Raw genomic sequence first — 24,985 nt, forward strand, 5'->3', positions numbered from 1 at the left:
TCAAAGGGCCGAAACTGATGGCTGAACACCGGAATCGTGCTAATCGGCCAGTTGGTGGCCGCGACAAAATTTACAGGAATCAGGCGGTGGGAACAGCTCGAAATCGGGTTTTTCTACAGCCTCGTTATGTGTAAATAAATACTATGGAAAAGCTTACTGAATTGGATGTGGTAGAAGTTGTGGAGCTCAACCCAAATATTCCTAGTGCTTGCATTGGGGATAAAGGTGCTGTGCTTTTAGTCTTTGGCGATCCGAAAGATCCAGAAGCTTATGAAGTAGAGTGTGTTTTAGATGATGGCTCAAATAAATGGGAAGGTACGTTTTCGCCTTTCCAGCTTAAACTTGTGACTAAATATGTTAAAAGCACATAACAAAAAGTTGGTGGTTCAGCCCCTGCGGGGCTTGGACGCTTTCAGCGCCCCACAACAAAAGCGTTATATGCGGCCAAAAAGGAGTTCTAATGAGCTATCAGGCGGTCAATTTCAAAGAAAAGCTCGGCCTATTTGATGAGCAATAGTCACCGAAGGTCATCGCCGAGATGAACGACTATCAATTCAAGGTAGTCAAAATACAGGGTGACTTTGTGTGGCACGACCACAAGGATACGGATGAAACGTTCATAGTGCTTGAGAGCTGTCTCCGAATCGACTTTAGAGATGGACATGTGAATCTTTCTGAGGGCGAGATGTACGTGATTCCCAAGGGCATTGAACACAAACCCTTTGCGGAAAAAGAAGCAAAGATTTTGATCATAGAGCCAAGGGGAGTCGTGAATACCGGCGACGAAGCTGGTAGTCGGACAGCGGAAGATGCTTGGATCTATAGCAGTTAACAATACGCGTCACACGGATGTCCTTTACGCCGCTCCGCTCTGTAAAGACCACGTCCCTGCCGCTAGGCGTTACGTGTAAATAATGAAATATCTAATAAAGGCGAAAACTGAAATTATCGGAAGCACTGATTTAGAGTATTCTGATGAATGCATGGGGATTCGACATGGGCTTTTTGTTCCGAGTGGTGCGTATAGTGATTTTCAACGCGTGTTCACTGAACTCTTTTCTGCAGAAATGAAATTAAGCGGAAACCCAGGAGAACAACGGATTCCTGAGCTTCATACTTTGTCTACAAAAATTGGAGATATGGAACTTAAACTGACTACTGAAACAGGTAATGAAATACCTGTTGAGAATATCCATATTGAAGACGGCTCTGCCATTGATGACTTGAAAGGCGAGCCCTTACATGTAACGGCTATAGTAAAAAATAGTGAAACCTATGCCCAGTACTTTAGTGGCAATAACACGTAACAAGGCAATGAACTTCGTGCGTAAACACCGCTACGCGGTACGCACTGGACTCAATCACGCTGGCGCGCAATTTCGCCAGTTATTTTGGCGTTAAATTTTTTGCCACACCCTCGCAGACTATGCTGTAATACGTTGTATTCGACAAGTCCGAGGGTATAGTCATGAGCGTCACTACAGTTCGCCTTCAAGCAGAAATTGAACAGCACCTGGAAGCAATCGCCAGCAGGCTGCACCGGAGCAAAGGCTGGGTAATCAACCAGGCTTTGTCGGAATACATAGAAAAGCAGCAGCTTGAGCAAGAGCGGTGGAAACAAACGTTAGAGGCGATGGAGTCCGCTGCCCAAGGCAAGGTTGTTGATGCCAGCGAGGTTCACAGTTGGCTTAATAGCTGGGGAACCGAAAACGAGCAGGATGCGCCGAGATCAGGTAAGTGAAACTGGTTTACACGGATGAAGCCATTGAAGATTTGAAGCGCCTCAGGGAGTTCATTGCGGTGCAAAACCCGACGGCGGCAGCCAGGATTGCCTCCGAGCTGGTTGGCAAAATCGAATTACTTCCAAACTTCCCTAAAATGGGCGCACCAGTTGAAATGGCACCGGTGCCTGACTCTGTTCGAGATATGGTTTTCGGAAAATACGTTGTTCGATATTCAGTCCATGCCAGTGCCATCATTATTCTCCGGGTTTGGCATGGCCTTGAGGGTGAGCGATAGCAATTTAACCAAGCGCGGCACTCGAACGCCCTAGTCGGGCGCCGTTTTTGCACAGCGCTATGCATCTTGACCGCACCTGTTAACTGGTGCTATTAATAGGACCAACTATTTGGCCGGGCAATCATCATGCAAGTAAAATTTTCCGAAGATGTCATTCCTCTTTCAGACCTGAAGATCAATCCCGGAAAGGTGGTTGGCCAGGCGCAGGATACGCATCGCCCGATCCTGCTTACCAGTCGCGGCCGAGGCATAGCGGTGGTTCAGGGGCTCGAGGATTATGAGAGAACTGCAGAGGAATTGCGGTTTGTAAAGGCGGTGGCGCAGGGACTTATGGATGTTCGCGAGGGCAACACCGTATCGTTGGAGGACGCCAAGAAAACGTTGGGCATCAAGTAAATGGAATTACGCATCGCACAGTCCGCTCTTGAGGACTTGCAGGCTATTCAGACGTATTACAGAGAGCAGGATGTGTCACATATCGGTGATGATCTCGTGTCTGCTATCCTGAAGCATTGCGGAATGCTTCAAACCCACCCCGATGCTGGCCGAGTTGTTCCTGAATTCAGTCTGGATCACATTCGCGAATTGATTCACGCGCCATTTCGGGTTGTCTACCTCAGGCAGGCTAAAGAGCTTGTGCTCATACGAGTCTGGCGGAGTGAGAGGCAACTCGACTTACCTGAAAGCAGAACATAGCCAGGCATGCCAAAACCTTCGCTGTGGCGCTGTGGTGACCTCGGTTCCTCTATCCGCTTTCAGGATTCTGCAGGGTGCAGAGAATTTGACGCTCTATCAATTCAATACCAAAACCGCTGAACACTACTTCTGCTCTACCTGCGGGATCTATACTCACCATAGACGGCGCTCAAACCCGAATCAATTTGGGGTGAACGTGGCATGCATCGAGGGGGTAAATCCCTTTGAGTTGGGCGATATTCCTACCACGGATGGCATCAACCACTCGTCCGATCGTCGCTAATGGCTGATTGTAGGTTAGTCCCGACCTGACGGCCGGGACTCTTTAGCCAATAACGTCCGCTCAACCAGACAGCAGTTCGATCGGATAGCGAATAGTTGTCCTGTCGACACCCGGGCGGGAACCGAAATCCACTAACCGCAGGCGATTACAGATTTTCTTTTCAAGCGCCGGCTCATTCAGGGTGGATTCCACCACCGAACAACTTGAGACCGCCCCACTCTCTTCAATCACCAGTTCCGGCGTTACGCTGCCCTGCAGTGAGGGTTTGCGGCGCAGTTCGCGGTTGTAGATGCTGTAGATGGCCGATTTGTTGGCGTCCATGGTGCGACGGAGCTCTTCGCGGCTGCGCTTGCTGGCAGCCGCTTTTTGTTCACGCTCGACGGCTTTCGCCTGGGCGACCACTTCTTCCGCTTCCTCTACCTGAGCCCGTTGCCGTTCCGCCAGCGCAACCTCACGGGTTTCGCGGGTCAGGCCGGATTCATCCACGCCAGAACTACGGCCGGTGTTGGCCTTCTGTGCCAGGGTATCGCCGGTCTTGCGGGCGATCGGCTCGGCGGTTGTGACCGTGGCCGGTGTATCCAGTTTGACGGATTTACCCAGGGCACTCAGCTTGGAGAGCTCATCGCCCATGGCGAGGATACCGGTGTTCTTTGCCTTTTCCCGGGCTTTTTCGACATCCTGCTGCGTAGGCTCCGGCTTTTCGGCTACTTGCGGCTCCGGCTCGGGTTCTGGCTCAGGTTCCGGCGCAGGTGGCTGGACCTGGGGCTCGGGCTCGGCGACGGGCTGCTCTTCCTGTTCCGGCTTTTCGGGTTCAGGCTCGGGTTCCGGCGTTTTCAGTTCCGGAGGTGGTGGCGGTTCCTGTTTCTCAACAATCAGCTTAGCCAGTTGCGGCGGCAGGGCTTCACGCTCTTTGCGGTCCTGTTCCGGCAACTCAACCCAGGTGATGTACGCGGCCGCCACAAGGAACAGCGGGACCACGAGGGTGGCAACCGCAAACAAGCGCTTGCGTTCTCCGGCCTCCTGATTCCAGGGTAATCCCTGACGATGCTCTGCCACGACTAGGCTCCCTGCTCTGTTTTCTGGTTTACAGCCAGTGAAATGCTGGCGTAGCCCGCATCCACGCAGGTGGACATGATTTTCTTCAACAGCTCATAGGGCAGTTCGCGGTCGGCAAGAATGGTGATGGGGCGCCCTGCATCCGGTGCTGGAGCACTGGATCGGCTGGCCTGGTAGTCCAGCTCTTCCTTCAACGCTGGCTCCACTTGGCCGCTAAATACTTGCAGCACTTCCCGCTTCATCACAACACGGCCGTTCACCAGGATATCGTTGTCCGTTACCGTCAGCGCGAGTACATCGCCCGGAGGTTGCTGGGCACTGGAATCCGGCAGTTTGATGGCATTGTCCTGGTTCAGCACCTGAACATCCGAAGACGAGTTCACCATCAGGAAGAACACCAGGATGGTGAAGATGTCCATCAACGACACCAGGTTCAGCTTGCTCTGTTGTTTGCCGCGCCGATGATGGCGCTTCAGGCGTTTGGCTTTCGCAGACTCTTTCATGACTGTTCAGCCCTCTTCGGTGCGTCGCCCAGCGAGATCTCGGGGAACAGCTCGGCCTCAACAACATCACCTGCAACAACCGCCTCGTAGGAGCGAACCTTGTCCATGACCGATACCAGGGTCTGATAGGAGGTGTCACTGGACGGCATAATGATGATATTGCGCTTGTCCGGCAGCCTGCCCTTGAGCTCCTTCATGACCTTACCGAGCATCTCGAAGTCGTGGGCCGCCTCGCGGTTGGCGATGGTCTTGATCACACCGCCCTGGTTGTCGGACACCACAAGCTGGTCTTCGAAAATGACGACCTGTAACTGGAGTTCTTTCTGTTCTTCAACGGAACTGCTATCCACATCCGGAAAATTCAGTTCCAGCACGCTGGTGTGTGCAAACACCATATTCAGCAGCAGGACCGGAACCAACACGATCATCAGGTTCATGAACGGTGTGATGTCCAGGTCCGCTTCGCTGCGAAGCCGACGATGCTTACGCCTCATGGCTTTAGCTCCCTGATTGAACCGTTACGCCACTGACCCGGCGGGGTTGGCCGCACGGGAAGCAGGCTCTGCTGGACGGGCAGCGGTGGAGGCCGGTGCCTGCGGCCGTGCGCCTGTTCCGTCAGTGATCAGGTTCAGCACCTTGATGCCTGCCATCTCGAAGCTGTCGATGATTTCGTTGGTCTTGGTCTGGAGTACGGAGTGGATCAGCAGCAGCGGGATCGCAGACATCAGGCCGAAGGCCGTTGTGTTCATCGCTACGGAGATACTCTGGGACAGCAAACTCGCCTTCTGCGAGGGGTCCGCTGAAGCCACCGCGGTAAAGGCGGCGATCAGGCCGATGATGGTGCCGAGCAGGCCCATCAGCGTGGAAATGTTGGCCAGGGTGGACAGATACTGGGTACGCTTCTCGAGGCGGGGCATGACTTCCAGAAGGCCCTCTTCCATAGCGTATTCGATTTCTTCCCGGGACTGGCGACGAGCCAGGCGCTGCAGGCCGAAACCGATCATGGAGGCCATGGCACTGCCGGATTCGGAGGCGTAGTTCAATGCGCCCTTGAGATCCTTACCACCAATCATGTGGTGCAACCGGTTGAAATCCCTGCGATTGGTGATCTTTTGGGTAGAGAGGTAGATATAACGTTCGGCGGCAACGATGAGTCCGATAATCAGCACGATGGCGATCGGATACATGAAAAAGCCACCTTCCTGGAAGAAGCGAACGGCAGTTTCAATCATTTTCAGGGCACTCCATAGTCCGTGTTTGCAGGCTAGTGTATGCGGCAACCGCCCCGGCGGGGGTAAGTTCACGCAAGTCTTTGTAGCGGTTTGTTTTTACATGCGTATGTGCACAGACAGTATGTGACACAAGTCTCATTCCGATGTTGGGTCGGAACGTCCGGAATCCGTCAAATCCGCCGTGGAGGCGCGGAAATACTGATGATAGGACACCAGTCGCTGGAATTCCTGGCGTTCAAGAGGCGCGAAGGGGCGCTGGAGCATTAACTGCTCGTCTGGCCGTTCCAGTGACTGCACGGCCGGGGCTTGCCAGGGCACCAGATAGAGTACCGTGGGCACTTCCTGGTCGCCCCGGATACGCGTGCCTTCGATGGTCACAACACCGTCCTGGGCGACGCAGGGGAATGCGATGATCAACAACAAGCTGAGTATTTGTTTTCTAGCGGTCATAAGCGGTTCCTGACATCGAAGATCCAGTCTTTAAGACGTGGGTTCGGCTCTTCTGCCAACGACTGATACTGTTCGTAGAGAGGCAGCGCCTCCTCCAACCGACCCAGGTAGATATCCAGCAGGATGGCCAGATTCAGCATGGCCGGAAGATGATCAGGGTCTGCCTCCAGAGCTTGTCGATAAAGCGTTTCAGCCTGATCGAACTCGCCCTGCTCCCGGGCCATAACCCCGAGATGTGTCAACGCTGCGCTGTGTTCCAGGTCGCGCTCTATCACCTGCCTGAAATACGCTTCAGCTTCTGCGGCATTGCCCTCTTGCAGAGCAATAATGCCGAGATTCGCCAGGGGGCCGGTTCGCTCGGGGTCGGACTGATGGATCTGTTCTAACAGATCCCGCGCGTTGTCGGCATCCCCTCCCCTGAGCAAGGCAACTGCCTCGCTGAACTCCTGCTTTAGCTCGGCCTCTTTCGCCAGGCGCTCTTCCTCCGCAACGTCTGCCGGGTCGGTTTTGGGAGAGGACGCACAACCAGCTATCAGCGACACCGCCATCAGCAGTGCCACTCGCCTCCAACCCTGGAATAACTTAGCCCAGCTCATCGACAACCTCTACGGTGATTTCAGGTTTGTTGTAGCGGCCCGGAAGCAGGGTCTTCAGGGCTTCGTAACTGCGCTGAACCCAATCGTCGAAAATGCCATTGCGAGCGCGGCTGGCGTTCTGTTCATGAATATCGATGGCGTTGTCCTCAAACGGGTAGGCCTGCTCTTCCAGCAGCAGCTCGTACTGGGACAGTTCCAACTCCGACAACCCTTCGGGCCGCTCGGAGTCCATCAGGTCGCGGCCGAGGCGCGCGTAGATGTGCGCAATCTGGTAGCCGGCTTCAGTGGAAAAGGACGACACGCCATAACTCGCGGTTTTCTGGTAGGCGGTGACAGCCTCTTCCAACGCCTTGGTTTTGGCTGCCATGCTCTGGTTAAGAGGCAAGGTCAGGCGAATGCTGTCGTAGTACGCCAGCGACTCTCGGGCCAGGATCGCCGAGGCTTCGGCCGCCAGGTAACGCATGCGGTCATCCGCCTCATCGGGATTGTTGTCCACGGTGTTCATCTGCTTCCGTAGCCAGAAACGGCGGCTGCTGTCGTCCCCGATCCCATGATAGAGGCCAGCCAGGCTGTTGGCAGCCTCCATGTAGACGTCCTGTGGTTCCGGATAGGTATTGGCGTACCGCCGCCAGGTGTCGATGGCCTTGCCAGTTTTGCCCGCGCGTTCGTACAGGTCCGCGGCGATAAGCAGGTTCTCGCGCTTCTCTTCGTCCGTGGTTGCCATGGCAATCAGGTTGTTCAGCTCGTCCCCGGCTTTCTCCCACTGTTCGGTTTCGCGGTAGGCCAGGGCCAGCCGTGCTGGCAGGGTGTCGATCTGTTCGTGTTCGGGATAGCGGGACCGGAACGCCACCATCACGTCGATGGCATCCTGCCAATGACTGAGTTCAATCAGTAGTGTCGCCGCGTCGTATTCAGCATTGGCTCGCAACGCCGAGGTGGGAGCGACCTCACCCACACGCAGGAACTCACTGACCGCGCCTGCGGTATCACCGGCATCCGCCAGCGCTTCCGCCTGACGGAAAACGGACGCCGCCAGGCTTTCAATAACATCCGGCCGCCGTTCGTCGGTCTCCGCCATGACTCTCAGGGTCTGTTGATAGGTGGTTTCCGCCTCGGCGTAGCGGCCCAGTTCAAACAGGCTGTGGGCTTTCAGCAACCCGGTTTCGGTCAGTATCTCCGCCCCGGGGGCGGGAACGCGGGCGATCATGCGGTTCGCCATTTCCACCACCTGCCCGTAACGGCCCCGCTCAAATTCATGTTGCATGGCGATGTAGAGCACTTCTTCCGAGCGTGGGTCGTCGGGATACGCATTCACGAATCGCTGACGATTCAACTGTTGGAATTCGGCGTAGTCGTTGTAGGTTTCGACGGGCTCCCGGGGCCAGGTCTTCTCATACTCCCGGAATGCCAGTACCGATGCATAGCCTGCCTCGGCCGCGCGTTCGGGTGGCTCTCCCTCCCAGGGGAAGTCATAGGCCACTCGTTCGAAGGCCTCAATGGCGTCCGGCCATTGGGCCAGCTCCACGTGTGTTTCGCCCAGCAGGAACAGCATCTCCGGCGTGCGGGGATGGGTCGGGAAGGTATCCGCAAAGGCCTCGTAGTAGACCGCCGCTTGGCGATAGTGCTCTTCCGATTCCAGGCCTTCGTTCTCGCCAGCCAGTACGTAGTGTCGATTGGCCAACTCCGGAATCAGCTCTTCCAGCTGTTGCCCAATATAGAAAGCTGTCTCGTCATCAGCCTGTTGCAGGTAGGCGCTGTGAATGCCGTAATCCCGAACAAAGGCTGCCTTACGGTCCGGTATATCGGCAGTGAAGCCGGCCTGCGCCAGGGTGTCGATGATGCGCATGTGGTAGCGGGGCGCCCACGGGCTCTGTGGCCGAGCATCAATGTAGCGCTCGAACACGTCGATAGCGTCGGTGTATTGCTCCCGTTCCAGCAATAGGTCGCTGTAGCGGTCATACACCAGGATTTCGTAGGACTTTTCGCCGGTCTCACGGAAGATCGCCTGCAGGGTGTCCGCGCCGTCCAGGTAGGAGAGAGACAGACCGAATACCCGGAACAGGTCTTCCATCATGGTGCGGTATTCCTGCCCGACGGATTCCACGTCCTGCTCTTCGGGCATTACCAGGTCCAGTACATCGATATAGCTGAACAGGGCTTCCTGGTAGTCGCCCTGCTTGAACTGGCTCCAGCCCAGCATGTAGTGAGCGTTGACCAGGAACGAGGCGTCGTCCCTTCTTGCCGGGTCAGCGTCGATCACCGTGCGGAAGGCGTGCTCCGCTTCGGCGTAACGGCGATTACTGAATAGCAGGTCACCGCGCCGGAACTGGGCCTCGACCCAGAATTGCGAATCGGGATGCTCGTTCACTAGCGTCGTCAGCGTGGCGAGGTGCTCTTCGTTCATGCCGCGCAAATCGTAGGCGCGGGCCAACTGGTAAAGTACCTGATCGTTACCGGGTCGCTCCGGGTACTCCGCCAGCAGTTGCTCGTAGGCCTCAATGGCCCCTGCCATCTCATCCTCGGCGGTTTCAACCATCTTGTTCTCCGCACGCTGGAATTCCAGGTCCGCCAGCCGGTGACGCACGGCAACCTGTTTGGCGGGGTCTTCCAACAGGGGCAACAAGGCTCGGTAACTGTCCATCACCTCACCCAGAGATACTTCACTGGTGCCGCCCCGGGTATCCGATGCTGGCTCGATGGTTTCCTCAATGGATTGAAGAGTCGCCAGAGTCCCCGGCTGGGGCCGTCTGTCATCACCTCCGCCAAACACGTCAGGCATTGAAAGCGATTGGCAACCCCCAAGGAGGCCGGCAAAAAGCACGGGAAGCAGCGCATCCAGGCGCCTGCGAACGACCGACTCAGTCACGGTCACCTCCCGCTTCGGTGGCCGGATTCGCCGCCGCGCCATTGCGACCAAGGAACAGCGTGTCCGCCAATCTTGCCGCTGCATGACGGGTTGCCCTGAGGTATCCCTGCACTTCCTGGCTCTGTTGCTGAAGTTCATTATCCACCAGCGTGAGCAGTTCCATGCGAGCTGCGGAGAGCGCCTTATTCACCTCGCCCTGCAATCGTTGCAGGTCGGCCTGGCGGGCCTCTATCCTGACTGCCAGGGCCTGGTTTTCGCCACCCGATGCCATTTCCTGCTCAATCAATGCCCGCTGATCGACAAACACGTCCATGGCCCGGTCCAGCTCTCGCAACTGCTTTTCAGCGGCCCAGCGATTGACCGCGTAATCATCGGCAATTCGCCAGTTGAAGTAAGCCTCCATCCGCTGGAATACCTCACGCTGTTCGCGGGTGGATTCGTCATCCGGTAGCTTCGACAGGGTCTGCTCCACTTGTGCCAGCCGGTCCGCCAGTTCGTGCTGTTCCTGTGTCATGAAGAACCGAAGGTCCTCCCTGGCCAATGCGGCTTCGATGGCGTTGCGATACTCGGCCTGGCGTGCCAGCCATTGATTCGCGTTGAGCGCCTCAAGCGCGTCGCGGGTCTCGCGGATACGTTGTTCACGCTGTTGGGCACGGGTTGCCAACATGATATCGAAGGATTCCAATTGCTTTTGCCATTGGCCAAGGGAATCCTGCAAACGGTAGAGTTCATGCAGATCACGCAGGGAAAGCTGAAAGCGCTCGGTTGCCAACAAACCAGCCAGGCTGAAATCCTTGGGCCTGACCTTCACACGCCCGTATGCATCGGTCAGTACGGTTGGTTCTCCCGGTTCGGGGCGCACCAGCGCCGGGTCCATCGAACCGGCCTGTCCCGAGCTATCACTCTCACGCACGAAGCGAAGGGCCTCGATCAATCGCCGTTCGGTTAGCTGCTCCCGCTCATTCGACAGGCGGGTGTTCAGCGACTGGTAATGGCTGGCAGCCTCGCGGTAGGCCTGCAGCGCCTGCTGTTGGCGGTCCATCTGCTCGAACAGGAAGCCGCGGGCATAGGGCACCTGCTGCAGCCAGGGGGTAAACAGGGGGCGTTGCTGGAGGGTATTCAACGCTTGCAACGCCAAACCGGCTTTGCCCTCTCGGGAGGCAGCGACCGCGTAGTCAAACAGCGCCTCGTCGGAAAACACGCCATCCAGTGCAATCTGCTTGAGGCTGTCCATCGCGCCCGCAAAGTCACCTCTACTGAGGTGTAGCCGCCCTATGGAGAGCTTTACCCGTTCGCGGAGCGCGGACATTTCATTGGCCAACGTTGGCTCGAGCTCAGGCAGCTCGTCGGTCAGTTCGTCAAGCAGATCATCAAGGCTGGCCAGATCGGCCATCGCTGCTTCCGTCTGGCCTTCCGCCAGCTGGCCAACCGCCTGGTTGTAATGCAGGTAGGCGCGCCAGGGTGAGCTCTCGGGCAGCGCTTCGATCAGCTCGTCAACGGTTTCCCCATTGGTCGCCGCTGTTCCGGCCAAGGCCAGTTGGCCACGAAGGTACAGCCACTCGTGGTAAAGCGCTTCGTTTTCGTCTTCCAGGATCTCGTCATCCACCCGCTCTAAGGCGTCTCGCGCCGCGACAGGGTCCTGCTCCAGGTAGAACACTTTGCCCAGATAGAACCAGGCCTGGTTGCGGGTGCCCGGCGCCACCGCTGCGTCTTGGTCCAGTAACTCCCGGAACAGGGCCCCGGCTTCGTGGGTCATGCCGTAGGACAGCATCAGGCCGCCTTCCACGAGGGCAGGATGGTCGCCGTGGCCATCGATACCACCTTCCGCTGCGGCCACGTTGAGGCGGGTCAGCGCCTCGAACGCGTTGCCCTGGTAATACTCATACAGAGCCACACCATAGGCGGGGTCGGCCGCGCGCTGTGGCAGCTCATCGCCCACAGCCACCGGGCTGTGGAGCAGCGCTGCAAGCGCACCGGCAAGCGCGAGTCCACCCGGGGTACCTGCCGTCGTTCGGTTCAGCCACTCAATCACGGGCCGCGTTACTCCCACTCGACAATAGCCACGTCGGGCTGGTAATCAGAGGAGCGGTCACGGATGCGGACCTCCAGGGCAACGGTATCCGTATCCTTCTGCAACTGATAGGTCGCGGCCTGCTTATAGGCTCGGTTATCCGGGCCAATACCCTCAACAAACACAGTCACCTCGTGTTCGCCCGTCTTGAGGTTGCCAATGTGCAGGCGCTGCATTCCACCACGTTGCAGGGCTTTGGCCTGGCGCTCGGTATACAGGTGCGCTGCAACGGTTTCGTCATTGATCTTGAGTTTCACCGAATCCAGCTTGAGGAATTCTCCGGTGTCGAGGCTGAGAAACACCGCAAACTGCGTGCTGGCGGGATACAGCAGATCCTCTTCCAGAATGAACAGGTCCCGGTTCAGCCGGATTACCTGCTTCTTCAGCTCGCCAACGCTCAGTGCGACAGCACCGTCGTCGGTCTCGGATTCGCCGTTGTCCTGGGCTGAGGCCGCTGGCAGCCAGAGTATCAGCACCAGGCTGGCAACGTGCAATGCAAATGGTTTCTTCAGGGTCATCATGATGAATCGTCCCGACCTGTCAGTATTCAAGAATCAGCGATGCCCGGGTTACAAAGGCATCGAACGAATAAAGGGGTTCCTGCCCAGGCAGGAAGTCACCGGACGCAGTGACATCCCGGAAGTTGTCATAGCTGAAATCAAGCCAGTCCACGAGCAGACTGGCCTGCAGGCGCTGGATGCCCGGTAGAGAGGTCTGTTTCCACTCGTAAACCACGCCGCCGCCGAAGGTGGTGCCGGAAAACGCACTCATTTCCTTGTCTCGCGCCAGGTGAGTCTGGGAATTTTCGAAGGCATAGAGGTCGCTGTAGAAATCCGCCTCGTCCTGGACGTAGTATCGGGCACGCCCCTCCAGCGTCCAGCGGGGATTCAGGGCGTGAACGTAAGCGAGCTCGAAGGTCTGGGCATCAATGCCCCAGCTGTCACTGAAATAGCGGAACTCACCGCGAATCGAGGCCCGGTAAGGCAGGTAATACAGCGCCCGGGTGGCCACGGAGAAGCTGGTGCGGGTTTCCGGGTAACGCTCGGGCTGGTACAGAAAATCCGTCGGGTCATTGGGGTCGATATAGCGATTCTGGCGGTACGGATTCTGTAGAAAACCCTCATCCGTCACCACTTCAAGATCCAGCCCCACAAGACTGTTACGGGTGACAACCTGGCTGAGCCCCAGTTGGTAGTTCTGACGGTCTGCCTCTTCACTGAACGAATCGTTCCCCGCCACACCGACCTCGTCCCAGCCTTGGGCGTAACCGAGGGTAACGGTCGACATACCGCCAAAAAATTCCTGGCTGGTGGAGAGGTAGATCGTGTTGGCCTCGTAGTCGTTCTCTGAACTGTTGGTGTAGCCGAGGCTGAGGATCGAGTCCTCGTGCAGGTAGTCCACCCCGAGGCTGTATTCAGTACGCTCTTCGGTATATTCACTGGCCGTGGCAAGAACATCCACCGATGCGGCAGACACCATGTCCACGTAATATTGGCCCGACACGGACACCTGTGGGCCCACGCTCTTGCGCACCAAAACAGACGGACCATCAATGACCATGCCGCCGCCTTCATAGCGGTGATACAGGACGTCCACGTTATCCAGCGGCAGGGTGGCCGCCGTGGCGAGTTGGCCGAGTAACAGCCAACACACCAGGCCCGTTGCCAGGGCGGAGAAAAACCCAGAGCGATCAGTTACAGCCACAACCACCTCCGGAGCCGCCTTCCGACCCCCTCGCTGATTCACGGGCCTGGTAGACGTGGTGCATATAGACGTCGGCCTTACCATGCCGACTCAGGCTCATCACCGGGTCCGCAAGCTTGTCCCGCTCATAGGGCTTCACCCAGGGCTTGATATCGCTGCAACCGGCAGCACCCAACGTCATGAAGATCACGGTTGCCGACGCCATCACTGCTTTGAAAGAGTTCATACACTCACCTGCCTCAGGCTATTCCCGCACCAGTTGCCGGATCTGCGCTTCGTATTCGTCTTCGTAGCCAGGCTGGTAGCCATGGTGGAGAAAACGGGCATTGCCGTCCCGGTCAATCATGACTGTGGTCGGCATGGCCTGAACTTCGTATTGTTCGCTGACGTCACTTTCCGGGTCATAGAGGATCGGATAGCTGACCGGCACTTTGTCCAGGAAGCGGTGCGCTTCGTCGCGGTTCTCATCCACGTTGACCGCCAGAATGGTGAACCCGAGGTCCTTATACTGGGCGTAAAGATCGTCCATCAATGGCATTTCCTGACGACAGGGGCCGCACCAGGACGCCCAGAAGTTGAGCATCACCACTTCCCCACGGAAATCCTGTAGCCGCAGGTTCTCGCCCTGACGGCTTTCCAGTGTAAAGTCCGGCGCCGGGATGTTCATTTCTTCCGCCTGAACGGACGAAACGCCTACCAGCGTGGCCAGGGTCAGGGCCAATCCCAAAAACCGTGTTGTCATCATTGACTCCTGTTATCAGAAAAAGACAGTGAGGCCACCACTGACCTCGGTGTTCATGGACGTTTTTTCTTCGCCCAGCACATCAATCCGGTAGAAGTGTTCACGAACCCTCAGATGAATCGACACGCTGTCCGTCAGCAATACCTGGTAACCAGCACCTACATTGACGGTAAACCGGGTGTCGCCGGCAAAGTCCGTGGCGCCGGCCCCACCGATCAGGTAGAAGTTGGTATTGAAGGCGTAGTTCTCGGTCAGAAAGGCCTCACCGGGCAGTACATTTACGCCGATATTGACGTTGTAGTAGCTGTAATCCCGATCCTCGTCTGACAGCACCTGGACATCGCCAGCCAGCTTTTCGAAACTGGTTTCACCACCCTTAGCAAAGCCCACGTTGGCTTCGAAGAAGAAGGTTTCACTGAGGTGGTAGGTCAGCTTTCCGCCCCAAAGGAACGACGATTCGAAATCCTCGATGTTGATGATGCCGGCAAAGACACCGATCTCGAAATTTTCCGTATCGATCAACGCCTCGTCGACCTTCTGGGGCCGCACATCAGGCTCGATCAATGGCCGGTCGTCGTCCTGGGCACTGACGGCAGGTGGTATCAGCATCAGGCCCGCAAACGGCAGGACGGTCAGAAGAATATGCTTAATCCGATTTTCCATTCTGTTGCTTCTTCGTTGGTTGCCCGGTTGGTGAAAATCTTGTAGTCCTTGACCTCGGCACGGACAAAATAGTTGTCCGTGACGTAGGCGCGCACGCCCAGACCGGCGTGCCCAATGCTGTTGTCCCGGTCACCGGGATCCGCCAGGGTGGCCTTGGGCTCGATGAAAATATGCCCCACGCCCAATGTAAAGAAGGGCGAAATACGCCAATGGGGAAACGGCTGGTGCACGATGTTGGCGTTCACCATACGAATCTCCGAGGCGCTTCCCAGCACCTGCGAGCCCCACAACTCTGCCGACAGATTGCGAGTCAGAAGATAGCCGCCGTAAACAGCGGTCACCGACGCCCCCTCGAACTCGCCCATCATCAGCCCGGCTTCCCAGTTGCGGCTGCTGAAATCGTCAAAACGCGGATTGCTGAGTGAGACCTGCTCACCCTCACCATCCAGTGTCAGTTGCACGTCATCCACATGCACCCAGCCTTCCCGCCCCTTACGGTCGGTGACTTTCAGCCAGGACGTCTTGCGCATGCGCAGCGTTAGCCACTCGCCCTTTTCACTGGTATGGAACACCGGATAGCCCACGGCCGGCCCGGTGCGCCATTCCACAAACGGCTCCGCCACCTGAACCTGGGGCATCGGCTCGTCGGCACCGCCCCACAGCCAGTCGGCGGTAGCGGACAGGGGCGCGGTTAAAAACAGCAGTATCAGGGCCAGTCTCATGGTTAACAGTTCAGGTCCTATCAGTCCGCCGGAGCATCAAAGGGGTTGTTGTAATACTGGCCACCAACATCAAGCCATTCGGCAAGGAGGCGCAGCTCGGCAGGGCTCATGAAGTCTTGGTGACTGCCACCGGCATGGAATCGATTGAAGAAGTTGCCGCTGGCACGGGCTCCATTAACGGACATAGTGGGAGGCACATTGACGTTTACAAAGACGGGAATCTGATTGCCGTCGTCGTCCAGAATAAATTCACCGTCTTCGTCCTGAAGGAATCCGTCCTGTACCTGAACATCATTGAGCTGGTCGCCAACCAGCTCCTGTTCATTGTCGTTAAACAGGAGCTCTCGGTAGGACTTGAAATGATCCGGCTCGTCTGTCGAGGGGCCATCGCTCAGGTCGAGTTGTGCGACCGGCAGTTGCGTCGCTTCGGCTGCGTCGGTGTCGGAATGGCAGCCGGTGCAAGTGAAATCCTCGATGTTGCCGTTCCCGTCATCAATGAGTCTCTCCAGCCCCCACAGCGGATGGATATGTTGCTCGTAATTGATGACAGTTCGACAGGCGGCGCGCCAGTCATCGGCGCATTCGGGACGAATCGGGGCAGGCGTTTCAAGGTCCGCGTAACTCAGAGAAAACGCAGTGCCTGGTGTAAGACTGGCATCATCGGGATCTGTCCACTGATCGACATAGACAGCGTCCGGCCCGAGGCGACGGATGTCGTTAACCCGGGCCCAGGTTTCCGCCATGGTTTCACCCATGTCTGCGAAGAGTGCGGGGTCGGTATTCGGGAATTCGATGCCGGTGGTCGGCGCACCTGCGTACACCGGAGCTGGCCCCGCATCCGGGCGACCATGGGGTACGGCACTTCCAGGATTATGGCAACCGTTGCATGCCAGGGTTTCTCCGGGCCTGACATTCAACCAGTTCTGGTGACGGGGGCCAATCCGTCGTCCTTCATCGTCCACCACGCTGATGGCAAACGCGACGTTGGCGGGCACAGCCACTCGAACCGATCCATCGGGCTCGACCGGCACGTAGCCGAGAATCTCCCGCATCGACTGCGCCTGGCTGCGGCCAAACGCGGTATTGTCGAAGTCCCTGACCTCTTCATCGGGAATTGAAACCGGCTTTTCGAGTCGGAGGAAGCGCCTGGGAAGGTTGTCCGGAGAAACAATCGCCGGATCGGCTGTCTGCCGAATACCCGCCGGAGAAGTATCAACGCCATCAATGTCGTAGACACTCTGGATCTGCAGTATGCCAAGACCATCCTCTGCAAGGGCCCCCGCATCGCCTGAGAACTGCGATTCGGGAATAAACGTTGGCAGGGACCTTTCGGTCATCAGTACCGCCTCGTCGAACTGCTGACCTTCCTCGGGCGATTGAATCGGGCGCTGAGTGCCGGAGGCCATATCAAGCAACCACAACCCGTAAACAGGGGCGGCGACCCGATAGGCGCCCGAGGCAATCCGCTCCTGAGTGCAGTTGAGGATGTCGCCGTTGCCACTGGCAAGCCTCAGCCGGCATGGGCTCCAGCTAACGAGGTAGCGGCGGGTGCCATCCAGAAACGGGGACACCGAACTGTAGTTTCCACGCAACGAAATCTCATCGCCAAGAGACAACCCGCTGACCAGCGGCGTCTGCGCCGAGCCGGAATCGCCGTTAACGCGAATGTTTGCCTCGACATAATTGTCGATATCTATCTCAACCGGAACAGCACCAAAATTGTCGGTTTCAGTGGGCCGAAGCTGCGCCAGCAGCCGACTGGAATCGGTGGCTTGCGGGCGCAGATATTCAATGTTTGCGTCATCGCTGACTGAGTCGTGGGAGTGGCGACCGTATAGATAACTCAGTCCGGTGCCGTCCGGATTGACCTTGTAAAGGTTAAACCCGTTGCCCTGGGTTTGGCCGGCGTTGTCCCAACGGCTAAACACGATGGTGCCTTCGTCCGTTACTAAGGGGTCCAAATCGTGGCTCTGGTTGAACGTGATCTGCTCGATGTTGTCGCCATCGGCATCCATAACGTGCAGGACGAAGGCGGGAACCTCACGCTCCTCGTCAAGCGCCGGATACTGAGGTTTGCCCTCGTCCAGCAGAATCGCGCGGGACACCCGTTGCCGCGTGGAGGAAAAGACAATACGGTCATCAGGCAGATAGACAGGGGCGATGTCCTGTCCCGCCTCAGCGGTGACGTCCGATTCGACAATACGTCGAAGATCACCGAAGGCTACGTCGTACTCCCAGATGTTCCACGTTGGCTGCTCGTCGTCATCGGCATCCTCAATCTCCGGTGCCCTCATGGCAAAGAGAACCCGGGTGCCATCGTAGGACACGGTGAGATCCTTGACGTCGTAACCAAGCGACCCCTGGAAAGCCGATGAGGTGATATCCCGCGACGGAGCGTCAGGAGATGCGCGATCCTTCAGGAACAAACGCGCGCCGGGGCGAAACTCTGCAGGCTCAGCCAGGTTGTCACCGATAAGCACCCCGTTGTTCTCGTCGAACAGCAAGGGGCGTTTTACAAAGGCGACGGGATTTTCAACAACCACAGGATCGCTGGACTGACTGTCTCCGCTCTGGAGGCACCCTGCAGCCAACGCGACGGGCCCAAGGGCCAATACCCGGCCGATCACAGCAAAATACGACCGTAACTCGCTGATGCAAAAGCACATTTTATTTTCGCAATGTTTAGTCACCACCAACGAACCCTGTTTGGCCTGAAAATCCATTTACATACGCTAAGTCGGGACAGGGCCTATGCTCCAAGGCTTTTACGTAACGCTATGTAATAACGTGGAGCAGCCCTCAAAACCGCCGTTAATAGCTCGCCTAGACTTTGAACAATTGTAAAATGGTACTAATGTGCGAATGCTAACGAAATCGAGGGAATCGATCATGACAGTCTTTTGTGCGACCCGGCAACTTATAAAGAGGACATTTTTATTCACTGTCCTGCTGGCTTTGGTCGGAACGCAGGCTACCATCGCAAACGCTGGTCCCCGGGACCAGGCGAAACGTATCCATGAACGCATCGCCGGTGTCCCTCCCTCACCAGAGGTGCTGGATCAGATGGCCGCGGATATAATCAACAACGGTCCGTCAGGCGCCGTCTCCGCAGCCTACACGGCCATGGAAGATCCAGCGTTTTACGATGTTACCCTCAAAAATTTCGTTGCACCATGGACAAATGAGGCGATGTCGCCCTTCGTTCCGCTGAACGATTACACGGCGACCGTCATCGGTATTGTGCGGGATAATCATGATTTCCGGCGCATACTATATGACGACATACTTTATGTCGGTAACTCGAGCTTGAATGGTATCTCGGCTTACTCAACGTCGAACAACGACAACTATGAAGATCTTGAACGCTCCGGCTTTACCCTCAGTGACGACAACGTGCTGGAACAAACCACGCAGTCCAGCCTTAACTCTGAACTGCCGACAGGCGCCACGGCCGGTGTAATCACCTCCCGCGCCGCAGCCAGGGCGTTTTTCAGCGCCGGAACCAACCGCGCCATGTTTCGCTTCACCCTGCTCAACCACATGTGCAACGACCTGGAACAGGTAGCGGATGTTTCGCTGCCACCGGATCGCATCCGCCAGGACGTGTCGCGCAGTCCGGGTGGCGACAGCCGGGTGTTCCTCAGCAACTGCGTTGGCTGTCACACCGGCATGGACCCGATGACCCAGGCCTTTGCGTACTACGACTACCAGTACAACGCCGATACGGACCCTGATGGCGAGCTTGGCAGGCTGATCTACAACTCTGTTAGCGATGTGGACCCGGAAACGGGTACCCGCGTTGTCGCCAAATACCACATCAATTCAACCACCTTTGAGCAGGGGTACGTGACGCCGGACGATGGCTGGGACAACTACTGGCGGTCCGGCACCAACCGGCGCCTGGGCTGGGATGGTGCCCTGCCCGGCTCCGGTAACGGCGCCAAGAGCCTGGGGCGGGAGTTCGCCAATTCCGACGCCTTTGCCCAGTGCCAGGTGAAAAAAGTATTCCGCAATGTCTGCCTTCGAGAGCCTTCAAACGATAGCGATCGCTCAAAGATTAGCGAAATCGTTACGAGTTTTCGCAGCGAGCACAACCTCAAAACTGCCTTTGCGGAATCTGCCGCGTATTGCCGGGGGGAGTAGGACACTATGAAAACTGTAATCAGGCAAGGAATCCGAACCCCCGTTGCGATGTTCTGCGTTTTTGCTGCCCTGCTCTTTCTTGCGGGCTGTAACAGTGGCGAGTCTACCGAATCGCTTCCAAACACCGGCGGCGGCTCCAATACCGTTAACTATAGCGGCCCGGCACCGGCTACCGACGATGTACTGAATTTCAAGCGCAGCGTCTGGGATGAACTTTCAGGCCAGAACAAGTGCGGTGCCTGCCACAACGCTGGCGGCCAATCCCCTCAGTTCGTGCATGAGGGCGACATCAATATTGCCTACGCCCAGGCCAACACCATCGTTAACCTGTCCGACCCGTCCCAATCTCAGATGGTCACCAAGGTTGCCGGTGGGCACAACTGCTGGACTACGTCCATTACCGCCTGTACCGATTTGCTGACGGTCTATATTTCAAACTGGGCGGGTGGATCGGAGGGATCGGTTAAAACGGTCGAACTTCGAGCTCCGAACATCCAGGACGTGAACAACACGCTCACCTTTCCGTCGGACGCCGACGATTTTGCAAACACCATCTACCCTGTATTGACCCAATACTGCAGCGACTGCCACACCAGCAACGGCCAGACACCGTACATCGCGAGCTCCGACGTCGACATTGCGTACGAACAGGCCAAAAGCCGCATTGACCTGAACGACGGGAAAGACCCGGTCACCGAGGAATGGATACTTCCTGACGAGGCCTCTTCAAGACTCGTAGAACGGCTGAGAGACGACCGTCATAACTGTTGGGATGCCGACTGCCTCGACTCTGCCACAGAGATGCTGGCTGCAATCCAGGCCTTTATTGGTCGCCTTGGGGACCCAGAACCAATTCCCTCCAACCTGGTGACCAGCAAGGCACTGAACCTAGCCAACGACGGTCTGCTGGCCAATGCCGGCGGCCGCTACGAAGACAACGTCATTGCGCTTTACGAATTCAAAGCAGGCGACGGCCCAACGGCCTTTGATACCAGCGGCATTTCCCCTCCCCTGGACCTGACGCTCAGCGGTAACGTCGGCTGGGTCGGTGGCTGGGGTATTGATATTGGCCCGGCCTTCGAAACCGAAGAAGGCGCGATGATCCGTGCCGGTAAGGCCCAGGGCTCGACTGCCGACAGCCGAAAACTGCACACCCTACTGACAGCCTCCGGCGAATACGCCATCGAAGCATGGGTTGTGCCCGGCAATATCACCCAGGAAGACTCTCGCATCGTGACCTACTCCGGCTCCTCAATAGCGCGAAACTTCACCCTGGGCCAGGACATGCAGAGCTACGAATTCCTGCACCGGAGCACTACGACAGAGCAGAACGATCCGCTGCTCACCGAAGCCAACCCCATGCTATTGCAGGCGACCCTGCAACACGTGGTAGTGAACTTCACACCTGACGGTGGCCGCGAGATCTTCGTCAACGGTGAACCCTCCGGTGATGTCGACCCTGATTCCGCCGGGCTGCTGACGGACTGGGACAACAGCTTTGCGCTGGTGCTAGGCAACGAGACAGACGGTGAATCCCCCTGGGAGGGCGCCGTAAGAATGCTCGCTATCCACAATCGGGCCCTCACTGCAGAGCAGGTTGCCGCCAACTACGACGTGGGCGTCGGACAGAAGTTCTTCCTGCTGTTCAGCGTGTCCCATCTGGTGGATATGCCGGAAAGCTTTATCGTGTTTGAGGCCAGCCAGTTCGACAACTACGGCTATTTGTTCTCAAATCCGTTCTTCATCAGTCTCGACGAAACCCAGACTCCATCGGGCATACCATTGAAGGGAATGCGAATAGGCATCAACGGCCGCGAAGTGGTGGTGGGCCAGTCGTTCGCCAATCTGGATATCACACTGAATGCCAGTGATTACGTGGCAGGTTCCGGCCAGCCGCTATCGAGGCTCGGCACGGTTCTCGCGCTGGAGGAAGGTCCTGAGAACGACCAGTTCTTCCTGACCTTTGAACAACTCGGCAGCAACACAGATGTTCGGGTGGAAGGCCCTGCCCCGACACAGCCACCGGAAACCGGCAGCACGGAATTCTCCGCCATAGGCCTGAAGACATTTGACGAAGTGAATGCCTCCATGTCGAAGGTGACGGGTATTCCGACCACCCAGCCGGGCGTCGCCGAAACATTCACAACGGTCAAGCAACAGCTGCCAACAGTAGAGGACCTTGAGGGTTTCCTGTCATCCCATCAGATGGCAATTACCCAGATGGCGATCCAGTACTGTGATGTGCTGGTGTCGGATACCACACGCCGCAACGCCTTCTTCCCGGGCTTTGACTTCGGTGAAGATGCCGGCACTGCGTTTGACGATGCTGGCCGGGCGCTCATCAAAACGCCGTTGATGGAAAACTTCGTCGGCACAAGCCTGAGCACGCAACCCTCCGATGCGGACATTGAAACTGAGCTGGATGCCCTGATGGGGCGCCTCACCACCTGTGGTGGTAGTTGCGAAGCCGGCCGTACCGAAACCGTTGTCAAAGCAAGCTGCGCCGCCGTACTGGGCAGCGCCGTGACACTGATCCAGTAGAGGACGTTGACCATGTATATCAAACCTTCTCGCAAACGTGCACTGGCGACGGATCAACCTCTCCTGCACAGTGATCACGCAAGACCGAAAACCCGGCGTGAGTTCATCGCCCAGGGTTTTATGACCGGTGCAGCCACGCTCTGCGGTGGATCGGTGTTCAGCCTGTTCGCCAATCCACGGCAGGCGTCCGCGGCGTTGTCGGATGACCTCGAGGACTGGAAGCAATCCTGCGGCATCGCCTCGGCGGGCGCGGGCAAGATTCCCTTCATCTGCTTCGATCTGGCCGGCGGCGCCAACATTGCCGGTTCGAACGTGTTGATGGGCAAATCCGGTGGCCAGTTCGACTTCCTGAGCACCGCCGGCTACAACAAGCTGGGCTTGCCGGGCACCATGCTGCCGAACGACCCTGCTTTCGTGAACCAGGAATTTGGCCTGGCATTCCATTCTGACAGTGGCTTTTTGAGGGGTATGCAGGACAGTACATCCGTTGCGGCCCGGGCCTTCATCAATGGCGCCATCATTGCCGCCCGCTCCGAGAACGACACCGGCAATAACCCTCATAACCCGATGTATGGTATCAGCAAGGCGGGCGCTGACGGCGAACTGCTCACGCTTGTGGGTTCACAGAGCTCAGAAAGTGGCGGCAACTCCATGGCGCCCATGAGCCTGATCAATCCCCAGGTACGCCCCACCAAGATTGACCGCCCCAGTGACGTCTCTGGCCTGGTAGACGTGGGTGATCTGACGGCCATTCTGGATCAGGACGATGCCGTCGCCGTGATGGAGTCCATCCAGCGCATCAGCCGCAAGAAACTGGACAACGTCGATACAAAAATGACGATCACGAGGGATGATGTGGTGAAAGACCTCGTCAACTGCGGCTATGTTAAAAGCGCAGATCTGACCGAGCGCTTTGCCGATCCGTCTTCTATCGATCCATCTCAGGATACGGACATCGTGGGTGGCATTTTCACCGAAGCCCAGTTCAACGAAAACTCGCGACTGGGCCGGGAAATCCGCAAGACCGCTGCGGTTATGAAGCTGGTCCAGAACGGTTACGCCGGCGCCGGTACCGTCACCCTGGGTGGTTACGACTACCACACAGGTGAACGCGGAACTGGCGAGGATCGGGATTACCTGGCAGGCCGCTGCATGGGTGCGTGCCTTGAATACGCACATCGCACGCAAACCCGGCTGATGCTGTACGTGTTCAGCGACGGTTCCGTGTCGAGTAATGGTCGGCTGGACGAATCCATGGCGGGACGCGGCAAAGGCGAGTGGACGGGTGACAACCAGCAAACGGCAGCGTCCTTCTTCCTGGTTTACAGCCCGGCGGGCAAACCCACTGCCCTCACCAACCAGATCGGCTTTATGCGCTCGGACGCCTCGGTGGAGACCGCCTCAAGCCCTGCAGCTAACAACGTAAACCAGTTGGTGCAAACGGTATTGCTCAACTACATGGCGCTGCACGGGGAACAAGGCATGTTTGAGAACTCGGACCGGTTCCCCAATCATGGCCTAGGAAATCAAAACAGCCGTGATCGGCTCATCGCCCTCGAACCGATTGTGTGACCCGGCGTGACCGGGCTTACGGGCCCGGTCGCACACCCTTTTTGCATCATTCCCTTTCCGGTGGCATCAGCCCGTCCGAATAATGCACCTGACGCTGTTCATCAATGATGACGGCGTCGATGCCCTTCAACCGATTGACCATTTCAAGGCCCCTGGCCGCCCCAAGCACGAAGACCGCCGTGGACAGGCCATCGGTTGTGATGCTGTCGTCGCCGAGGATGGTCACACTCTGCACGCCTTTTACCGGTTTGCCGGTCGCCGGCGAGAGGATGTGATGGATACGTTCATTGTTGTCGTCGAAAAAAAAGCGTTCGTAATCGCCAGACGTCGATACCGCCACGTTGGTCAGTGGCAGAACCATAGCGTTGCGTGATTCAGACCGGGGGTCCCGGATACCCACTATCCAGGGCTTGCCGCGCTTGTCACCTAACAGCCTCAGATCTCCCCCTGCACTCAAACGCGCGTTGCGAATGCCAAACGATTTAAGGATGTCGATACCACGGTCGACGGCATACCCCTTGGCAATGCCCCCCAGATCCAGCCGCACCCCTTCATTAAGAAACCGAACGGTACTGGTACTCGGATCCAGCACTACGGATCGGTAATTGACCTTTGCCAGGCTCTCCGCCAGCTCTTCGTCGGAGGGCTGTTGTCTGGCGCGGAAATCGTACAGGTAGCCGACGGAGCCGAAGCTGATGTCAAATGCACCGTTGCTCAACTCGGAGACACGCAACGCCTGCTGAAGAACCGTAAACAGGCTGTCGCTGACTTCCACCGGCCCATTGGCCGCCTCGCGATTGACCCGGGAAAGCTCAGAGTTCTCACGGTAGCGACTCATCTGGTGATCAATTCGATCGAATAATGCCAGTACCGCGTCGCCCGCCTGTTCCGCCACGGAGGGATCCTCAGACCAGAACTCCATTGCGATGGCAGTCGTCATCGCCGTACCGTTCACACGCACCCATTCGGCCTTCGCTGGCGTGGCCACCATCAACAGTATTGCCATACACCACGACAAACCCTGCACGACTTGCCGCTTATTCAACCATCCGTTGCTCACTGCCCGCCCTCGTCTCGATAACCTTGATTTAATCGCTGTCTTTAATACCACCCCGACTCATCCCCT

General features: G+C 57.2%; 26 protein-coding genes and 1 pseudogene. 11 read left to right on the plus strand and 16 right to left on the minus strand.

Going from position 1 to position 24,985, the window contains the following annotated elements; translation table 11 throughout:
• The first annotated feature begins 143 nt into the window (after positions 1-143).
• From AC0B60_RS05510 to AC0B60_RS05545, 8 genes and pseudogenes are all read left to right on the plus strand, one after another.
• Positions 144-371 carry a hypothetical protein gene (locus AC0B60_RS05510; RefSeq protein WP_465084711.1) on the plus strand — a complete coding sequence of 76 codons (228 nt, stop codon included), beginning with the start codon at positions 144-146 and terminating at the stop codon, positions 369-371.
• Between the two features lie 89 nt (positions 372-460).
• Positions 461-832, plus strand: a pseudogene (locus tag AC0B60_RS05515) (cupin domain-containing protein).
• A gap of 82 nt (positions 833-914) precedes the next feature.
• Positions 915-1,307: a hypothetical protein gene (locus AC0B60_RS05520; RefSeq protein ID WP_465084713.1), complete on the plus strand. Its 393-nt coding sequence runs from the start codon at positions 915-917 to the stop codon at positions 1,305-1,307.
• Positions 1,308-1,468: 161 nt separating this feature from the next.
• Positions 1,469-1,741, plus strand: coding sequence for a CopG family ribbon-helix-helix protein (locus tag AC0B60_RS05525; RefSeq protein WP_465084715.1), 273 nt, complete (start codon positions 1,469-1,471; stop codon positions 1,739-1,741).
• The gene (locus AC0B60_RS05530) at positions 1,738-2,019 is read left to right on the plus strand and encodes a type II toxin-antitoxin system RelE/ParE family toxin (RefSeq protein ID WP_465084717.1); all 282 of its coding nucleotides are present in this window, start codon (positions 1,738-1,740) and stop codon (positions 2,017-2,019) included. Before AC0B60_RS05525 ends, AC0B60_RS05530 begins: the two co-directional genes overlap by 4 nt.
• Before the next feature lie 126 nt (positions 2,020-2,145).
• Positions 2,146-2,415, plus strand: coding sequence for a type II toxin-antitoxin system Phd/YefM family antitoxin (locus tag AC0B60_RS05535; protein WP_465084718.1), 270 nt, complete (start codon positions 2,146-2,148; stop codon positions 2,413-2,415).
• Positions 2,416-2,715: a type II toxin-antitoxin system RelE/ParE family toxin gene (locus tag AC0B60_RS05540; RefSeq protein ID WP_465084719.1), complete on the plus strand. Its 300-nt coding sequence runs from the start codon at positions 2,416-2,418 to the stop codon at positions 2,713-2,715.
• A gap of 34 nt (positions 2,716-2,749) precedes the next feature.
• Entirely contained in the window at positions 2,750-2,998 is a 249-nt protein-coding gene (locus AC0B60_RS05545; RefSeq protein WP_465085168.1) for a GFA family protein, read from the plus strand.
• A gap of 60 nt (positions 2,999-3,058) precedes the next feature.
• Here AC0B60_RS05545 and AC0B60_RS05550 read toward each other — a convergent pair whose 3' ends face one another.
• The 15 genes from AC0B60_RS05550 to AC0B60_RS05620 form a co-directional block, all read right to left on the minus strand.
• Positions 3,059-4,054 carry an AgmX/PglI C-terminal domain-containing protein gene (locus AC0B60_RS05550; protein WP_465084721.1) on the minus strand — a complete coding sequence of 332 codons (996 nt, stop codon included), beginning with the start codon at positions 4,052-4,054 and terminating at the stop codon, positions 3,059-3,061.
• 2 nt (positions 4,055-4,056) lie between these two features.
• A complete protein-coding gene (locus AC0B60_RS05555) occupies positions 4,057-4,557 on the minus strand; it encodes an ExbD/TolR family protein (RefSeq protein ID WP_465084723.1) in 501 nt (166 codons plus the stop codon).
• Positions 4,554-5,051 (minus strand): ExbD/TolR family protein, encoded by a 498-nt coding sequence (locus AC0B60_RS05560; protein WP_085680171.1) that lies wholly within the window; start codon positions 5,049-5,051, stop codon positions 4,554-4,556. The genes AC0B60_RS05555 and AC0B60_RS05560 overlap by 4 nt, the downstream gene beginning before the upstream one ends.
• 24 nt (positions 5,052-5,075) lie before the next feature.
• The gene (locus tag AC0B60_RS05565; protein WP_465084725.1) at positions 5,076-5,789 is read right to left on the minus strand and encodes a MotA/TolQ/ExbB proton channel family protein; all 714 of its coding nucleotides are present in this window, start codon (positions 5,787-5,789) and stop codon (positions 5,076-5,078) included.
• 135 nt (positions 5,790-5,924) lie between these two features.
• Positions 5,925-6,239 (minus strand): hypothetical protein, encoded by a 315-nt coding sequence (locus AC0B60_RS05570; RefSeq protein ID WP_465084726.1) that lies wholly within the window; start codon positions 6,237-6,239, stop codon positions 5,925-5,927.
• The gene (locus AC0B60_RS05575; RefSeq protein ID WP_465084728.1) at positions 6,236-6,835 is read right to left on the minus strand and encodes a tetratricopeptide repeat protein; all 600 of its coding nucleotides are present in this window, start codon (positions 6,833-6,835) and stop codon (positions 6,236-6,238) included. The genes AC0B60_RS05570 and AC0B60_RS05575 overlap by 4 nt, the downstream gene beginning before the upstream one ends.
• Positions 6,822-9,701, minus strand: coding sequence for a tetratricopeptide repeat protein (locus AC0B60_RS05580; RefSeq protein ID WP_465084729.1), 2,880 nt, complete (start codon positions 9,699-9,701; stop codon positions 6,822-6,824). Before AC0B60_RS05580 ends, AC0B60_RS05575 begins: the two co-directional genes overlap by 14 nt.
• Complete coding sequence (locus AC0B60_RS05585; protein ID WP_465084731.1) at positions 9,694-11,733, minus strand: hypothetical protein; 2,040 nt, start codon at positions 11,731-11,733, stop codon at positions 9,694-9,696. Before AC0B60_RS05585 ends, AC0B60_RS05580 begins: the two co-directional genes overlap by 8 nt.
• A gap of 8 nt (positions 11,734-11,741) precedes the next feature.
• Complete coding sequence (locus AC0B60_RS05590) at positions 11,742-12,293, minus strand: AraC family transcriptional regulator (protein WP_465084733.1); 552 nt, start codon at positions 12,291-12,293, stop codon at positions 11,742-11,744.
• 19 nt (positions 12,294-12,312) lie between these two features.
• Positions 12,313-13,476, minus strand: coding sequence for a DUF3570 domain-containing protein (locus tag AC0B60_RS05595; protein ID WP_465084734.1), 1,164 nt, complete (start codon positions 13,474-13,476; stop codon positions 12,313-12,315).
• Positions 13,463-13,702 (minus strand): DUF4266 domain-containing protein, encoded by a 240-nt coding sequence (locus AC0B60_RS05600; protein WP_465084735.1) that lies wholly within the window; start codon positions 13,700-13,702, stop codon positions 13,463-13,465. The genes AC0B60_RS05595 and AC0B60_RS05600 overlap by 14 nt, the downstream gene beginning before the upstream one ends.
• Positions 13,703-13,720: 18 nt before the next feature.
• Positions 13,721-14,218: a TlpA family protein disulfide reductase gene (locus AC0B60_RS05605; protein ID WP_449288066.1), complete on the minus strand. Its 498-nt coding sequence runs from the start codon at positions 14,216-14,218 to the stop codon at positions 13,721-13,723.
• A gap of 15 nt (positions 14,219-14,233) precedes the next feature.
• A complete protein-coding gene (locus AC0B60_RS05610; RefSeq protein WP_465084737.1) occupies positions 14,234-14,881 on the minus strand; it encodes an outer membrane beta-barrel domain-containing protein in 648 nt (215 codons plus the stop codon).
• Positions 14,851-15,603, minus strand: a complete 753-nt coding sequence (locus AC0B60_RS05615; RefSeq protein WP_465084738.1) for an SH3 domain-containing protein — start codon at positions 15,601-15,603, stop codon at positions 14,851-14,853. Before AC0B60_RS05615 ends, AC0B60_RS05610 begins: the two co-directional genes overlap by 31 nt.
• A gap of 20 nt (positions 15,604-15,623) precedes the next feature.
• Positions 15,624-18,269, minus strand: coding sequence for an HzsA-related protein (locus tag AC0B60_RS05620; RefSeq protein WP_465084740.1), 2,646 nt, complete (start codon positions 18,267-18,269; stop codon positions 15,624-15,626).
• A gap of 397 nt (positions 18,270-18,666) precedes the next feature.
• Here AC0B60_RS05620 and AC0B60_RS05625 point away from each other — a divergent pair, with 397 nt between their 5' ends.
• From AC0B60_RS05625 to AC0B60_RS05635, 3 genes are read left to right on the plus strand one after another with little or no spacing between them, the layout of a single operon-like run.
• Positions 18,667-19,746 carry a hypothetical protein gene (locus AC0B60_RS05625; RefSeq protein ID WP_465084741.1) on the plus strand — a complete coding sequence of 360 codons (1,080 nt, stop codon included), beginning with the start codon at positions 18,667-18,669 and terminating at the stop codon, positions 19,744-19,746.
• A 6-nt stretch (positions 19,747-19,752) separates the two neighbouring features.
• Positions 19,753-22,287 carry a LamG domain-containing protein gene (locus AC0B60_RS05630; protein WP_465084742.1) on the plus strand — a complete coding sequence of 845 codons (2,535 nt, stop codon included), beginning with the start codon at positions 19,753-19,755 and terminating at the stop codon, positions 22,285-22,287.
• Between the two features lie 12 nt (positions 22,288-22,299).
• A complete protein-coding gene (locus AC0B60_RS05635) occupies positions 22,300-23,859 on the plus strand; it encodes a hypothetical protein (RefSeq protein WP_465084743.1) in 1,560 nt (519 codons plus the stop codon).
• 46 nt (positions 23,860-23,905) lie between these two features.
• On the opposite strand, the gene AC0B60_RS05640 is transcribed toward AC0B60_RS05635, so the two are convergent.
• Complete coding sequence (locus AC0B60_RS05640; RefSeq protein WP_465084745.1) at positions 23,906-24,865, minus strand: FAD:protein FMN transferase; 960 nt, start codon at positions 24,863-24,865, stop codon at positions 23,906-23,908.
• Between the last annotated feature and the right edge of the window lie 120 nt (positions 24,866-24,985).

It is taken from the genome of Marinobacter sp. V34 (assembly GCF_055524115.1).

What these genes read in the sequence shown, in the direction of transcription:
- AC0B60_RS05565 (WP_465084725.1), bottom strand. Translation starts at nt 5,789, where the DNA reads ATGATTGAAACTGCCGTTCGCTTCTTCCAGGAAGGTGGCTTTTTCATG.
- AC0B60_RS05570 (WP_465084726.1), bottom strand. Translation starts at nt 6,239, where the DNA reads ATGACCGCTAGAAAACAAATACTCAGCTTGTTGTTGATCATCGCATTC.
- AC0B60_RS05535 (WP_465084718.1), top strand. Translation starts at nt 2,146, where the DNA reads ATGCAAGTAAAATTTTCCGAAGATGTCATTCCTCTTTCAGACCTGAAG.
- AC0B60_RS05520 (WP_465084713.1), top strand. Translation starts at nt 915, where the DNA reads ATGAAATATCTAATAAAGGCGAAAACTGAAATTATCGGAAGCACTGAT.
- AC0B60_RS05590 (WP_465084733.1), bottom strand. Translation starts at nt 12,293, where the DNA reads ATGATGACCCTGAAGAAACCATTTGCATTGCACGTTGCCAGCCTGGTG.
- AC0B60_RS05635 (WP_465084743.1), top strand. Translation starts at nt 22,300, where the DNA reads ATGTATATCAAACCTTCTCGCAAACGTGCACTGGCGACGGATCAACCT.
- AC0B60_RS05615 (WP_465084738.1), bottom strand. Translation starts at nt 15,603, where the DNA reads ATGAGACTGGCCCTGATACTGCTGTTTTTAACCGCGCCCCTGTCCGCT.
- AC0B60_RS05610 (WP_465084737.1), bottom strand. Translation starts at nt 14,881, where the DNA reads ATGGAAAATCGGATTAAGCATATTCTTCTGACCGTCCTGCCGTTTGCG.
- AC0B60_RS05525 (WP_465084715.1), top strand. Translation starts at nt 1,469, where the DNA reads ATGAGCGTCACTACAGTTCGCCTTCAAGCAGAAATTGAACAGCACCTG.
- AC0B60_RS05575 (WP_465084728.1), bottom strand. Translation starts at nt 6,835, where the DNA reads ATGAGCTGGGCTAAGTTATTCCAGGGTTGGAGGCGAGTGGCACTGCTG.
- AC0B60_RS05540 (WP_465084719.1), top strand. Translation starts at nt 2,416, where the DNA reads ATGGAATTACGCATCGCACAGTCCGCTCTTGAGGACTTGCAGGCTATT.
- AC0B60_RS05510 (WP_465084711.1), top strand. Translation starts at nt 144, where the DNA reads ATGGAAAAGCTTACTGAATTGGATGTGGTAGAAGTTGTGGAGCTCAAC.
- AC0B60_RS05600 (WP_465084735.1), bottom strand. Translation starts at nt 13,702, where the DNA reads ATGAACTCTTTCAAAGCAGTGATGGCGTCGGCAACCGTGATCTTCATG.
- AC0B60_RS05640 (WP_465084745.1), bottom strand. Translation starts at nt 24,865, where the DNA reads ATGGCAATACTGTTGATGGTGGCCACGCCAGCGAAGGCCGAATGGGTG.
- AC0B60_RS05625 (WP_465084741.1), top strand. Translation starts at nt 18,667, where the DNA reads ATGGCCGCGGATATAATCAACAACGGTCCGTCAGGCGCCGTCTCCGCA.
- AC0B60_RS05605 (WP_449288066.1), bottom strand. Translation starts at nt 14,218, where the DNA reads ATGACAACACGGTTTTTGGGATTGGCCCTGACCCTGGCCACGCTGGTA.
- AC0B60_RS05620 (WP_465084740.1), bottom strand. Translation starts at nt 18,269, where the DNA reads ATGTGCTTTTGCATCAGCGAGTTACGGTCGTATTTTGCTGTGATCGGC.
- AC0B60_RS05560 (WP_085680171.1), bottom strand. Translation starts at nt 5,051, where the DNA reads ATGAGGCGTAAGCATCGTCGGCTTCGCAGCGAAGCGGACCTGGACATC.
- AC0B60_RS05630 (WP_465084742.1), top strand. Translation starts at nt 19,753, where the DNA reads ATGAAAACTGTAATCAGGCAAGGAATCCGAACCCCCGTTGCGATGTTC.
- AC0B60_RS05555 (WP_465084723.1), bottom strand. Translation starts at nt 4,557, where the DNA reads ATGAAAGAGTCTGCGAAAGCCAAACGCCTGAAGCGCCATCATCGGCGC.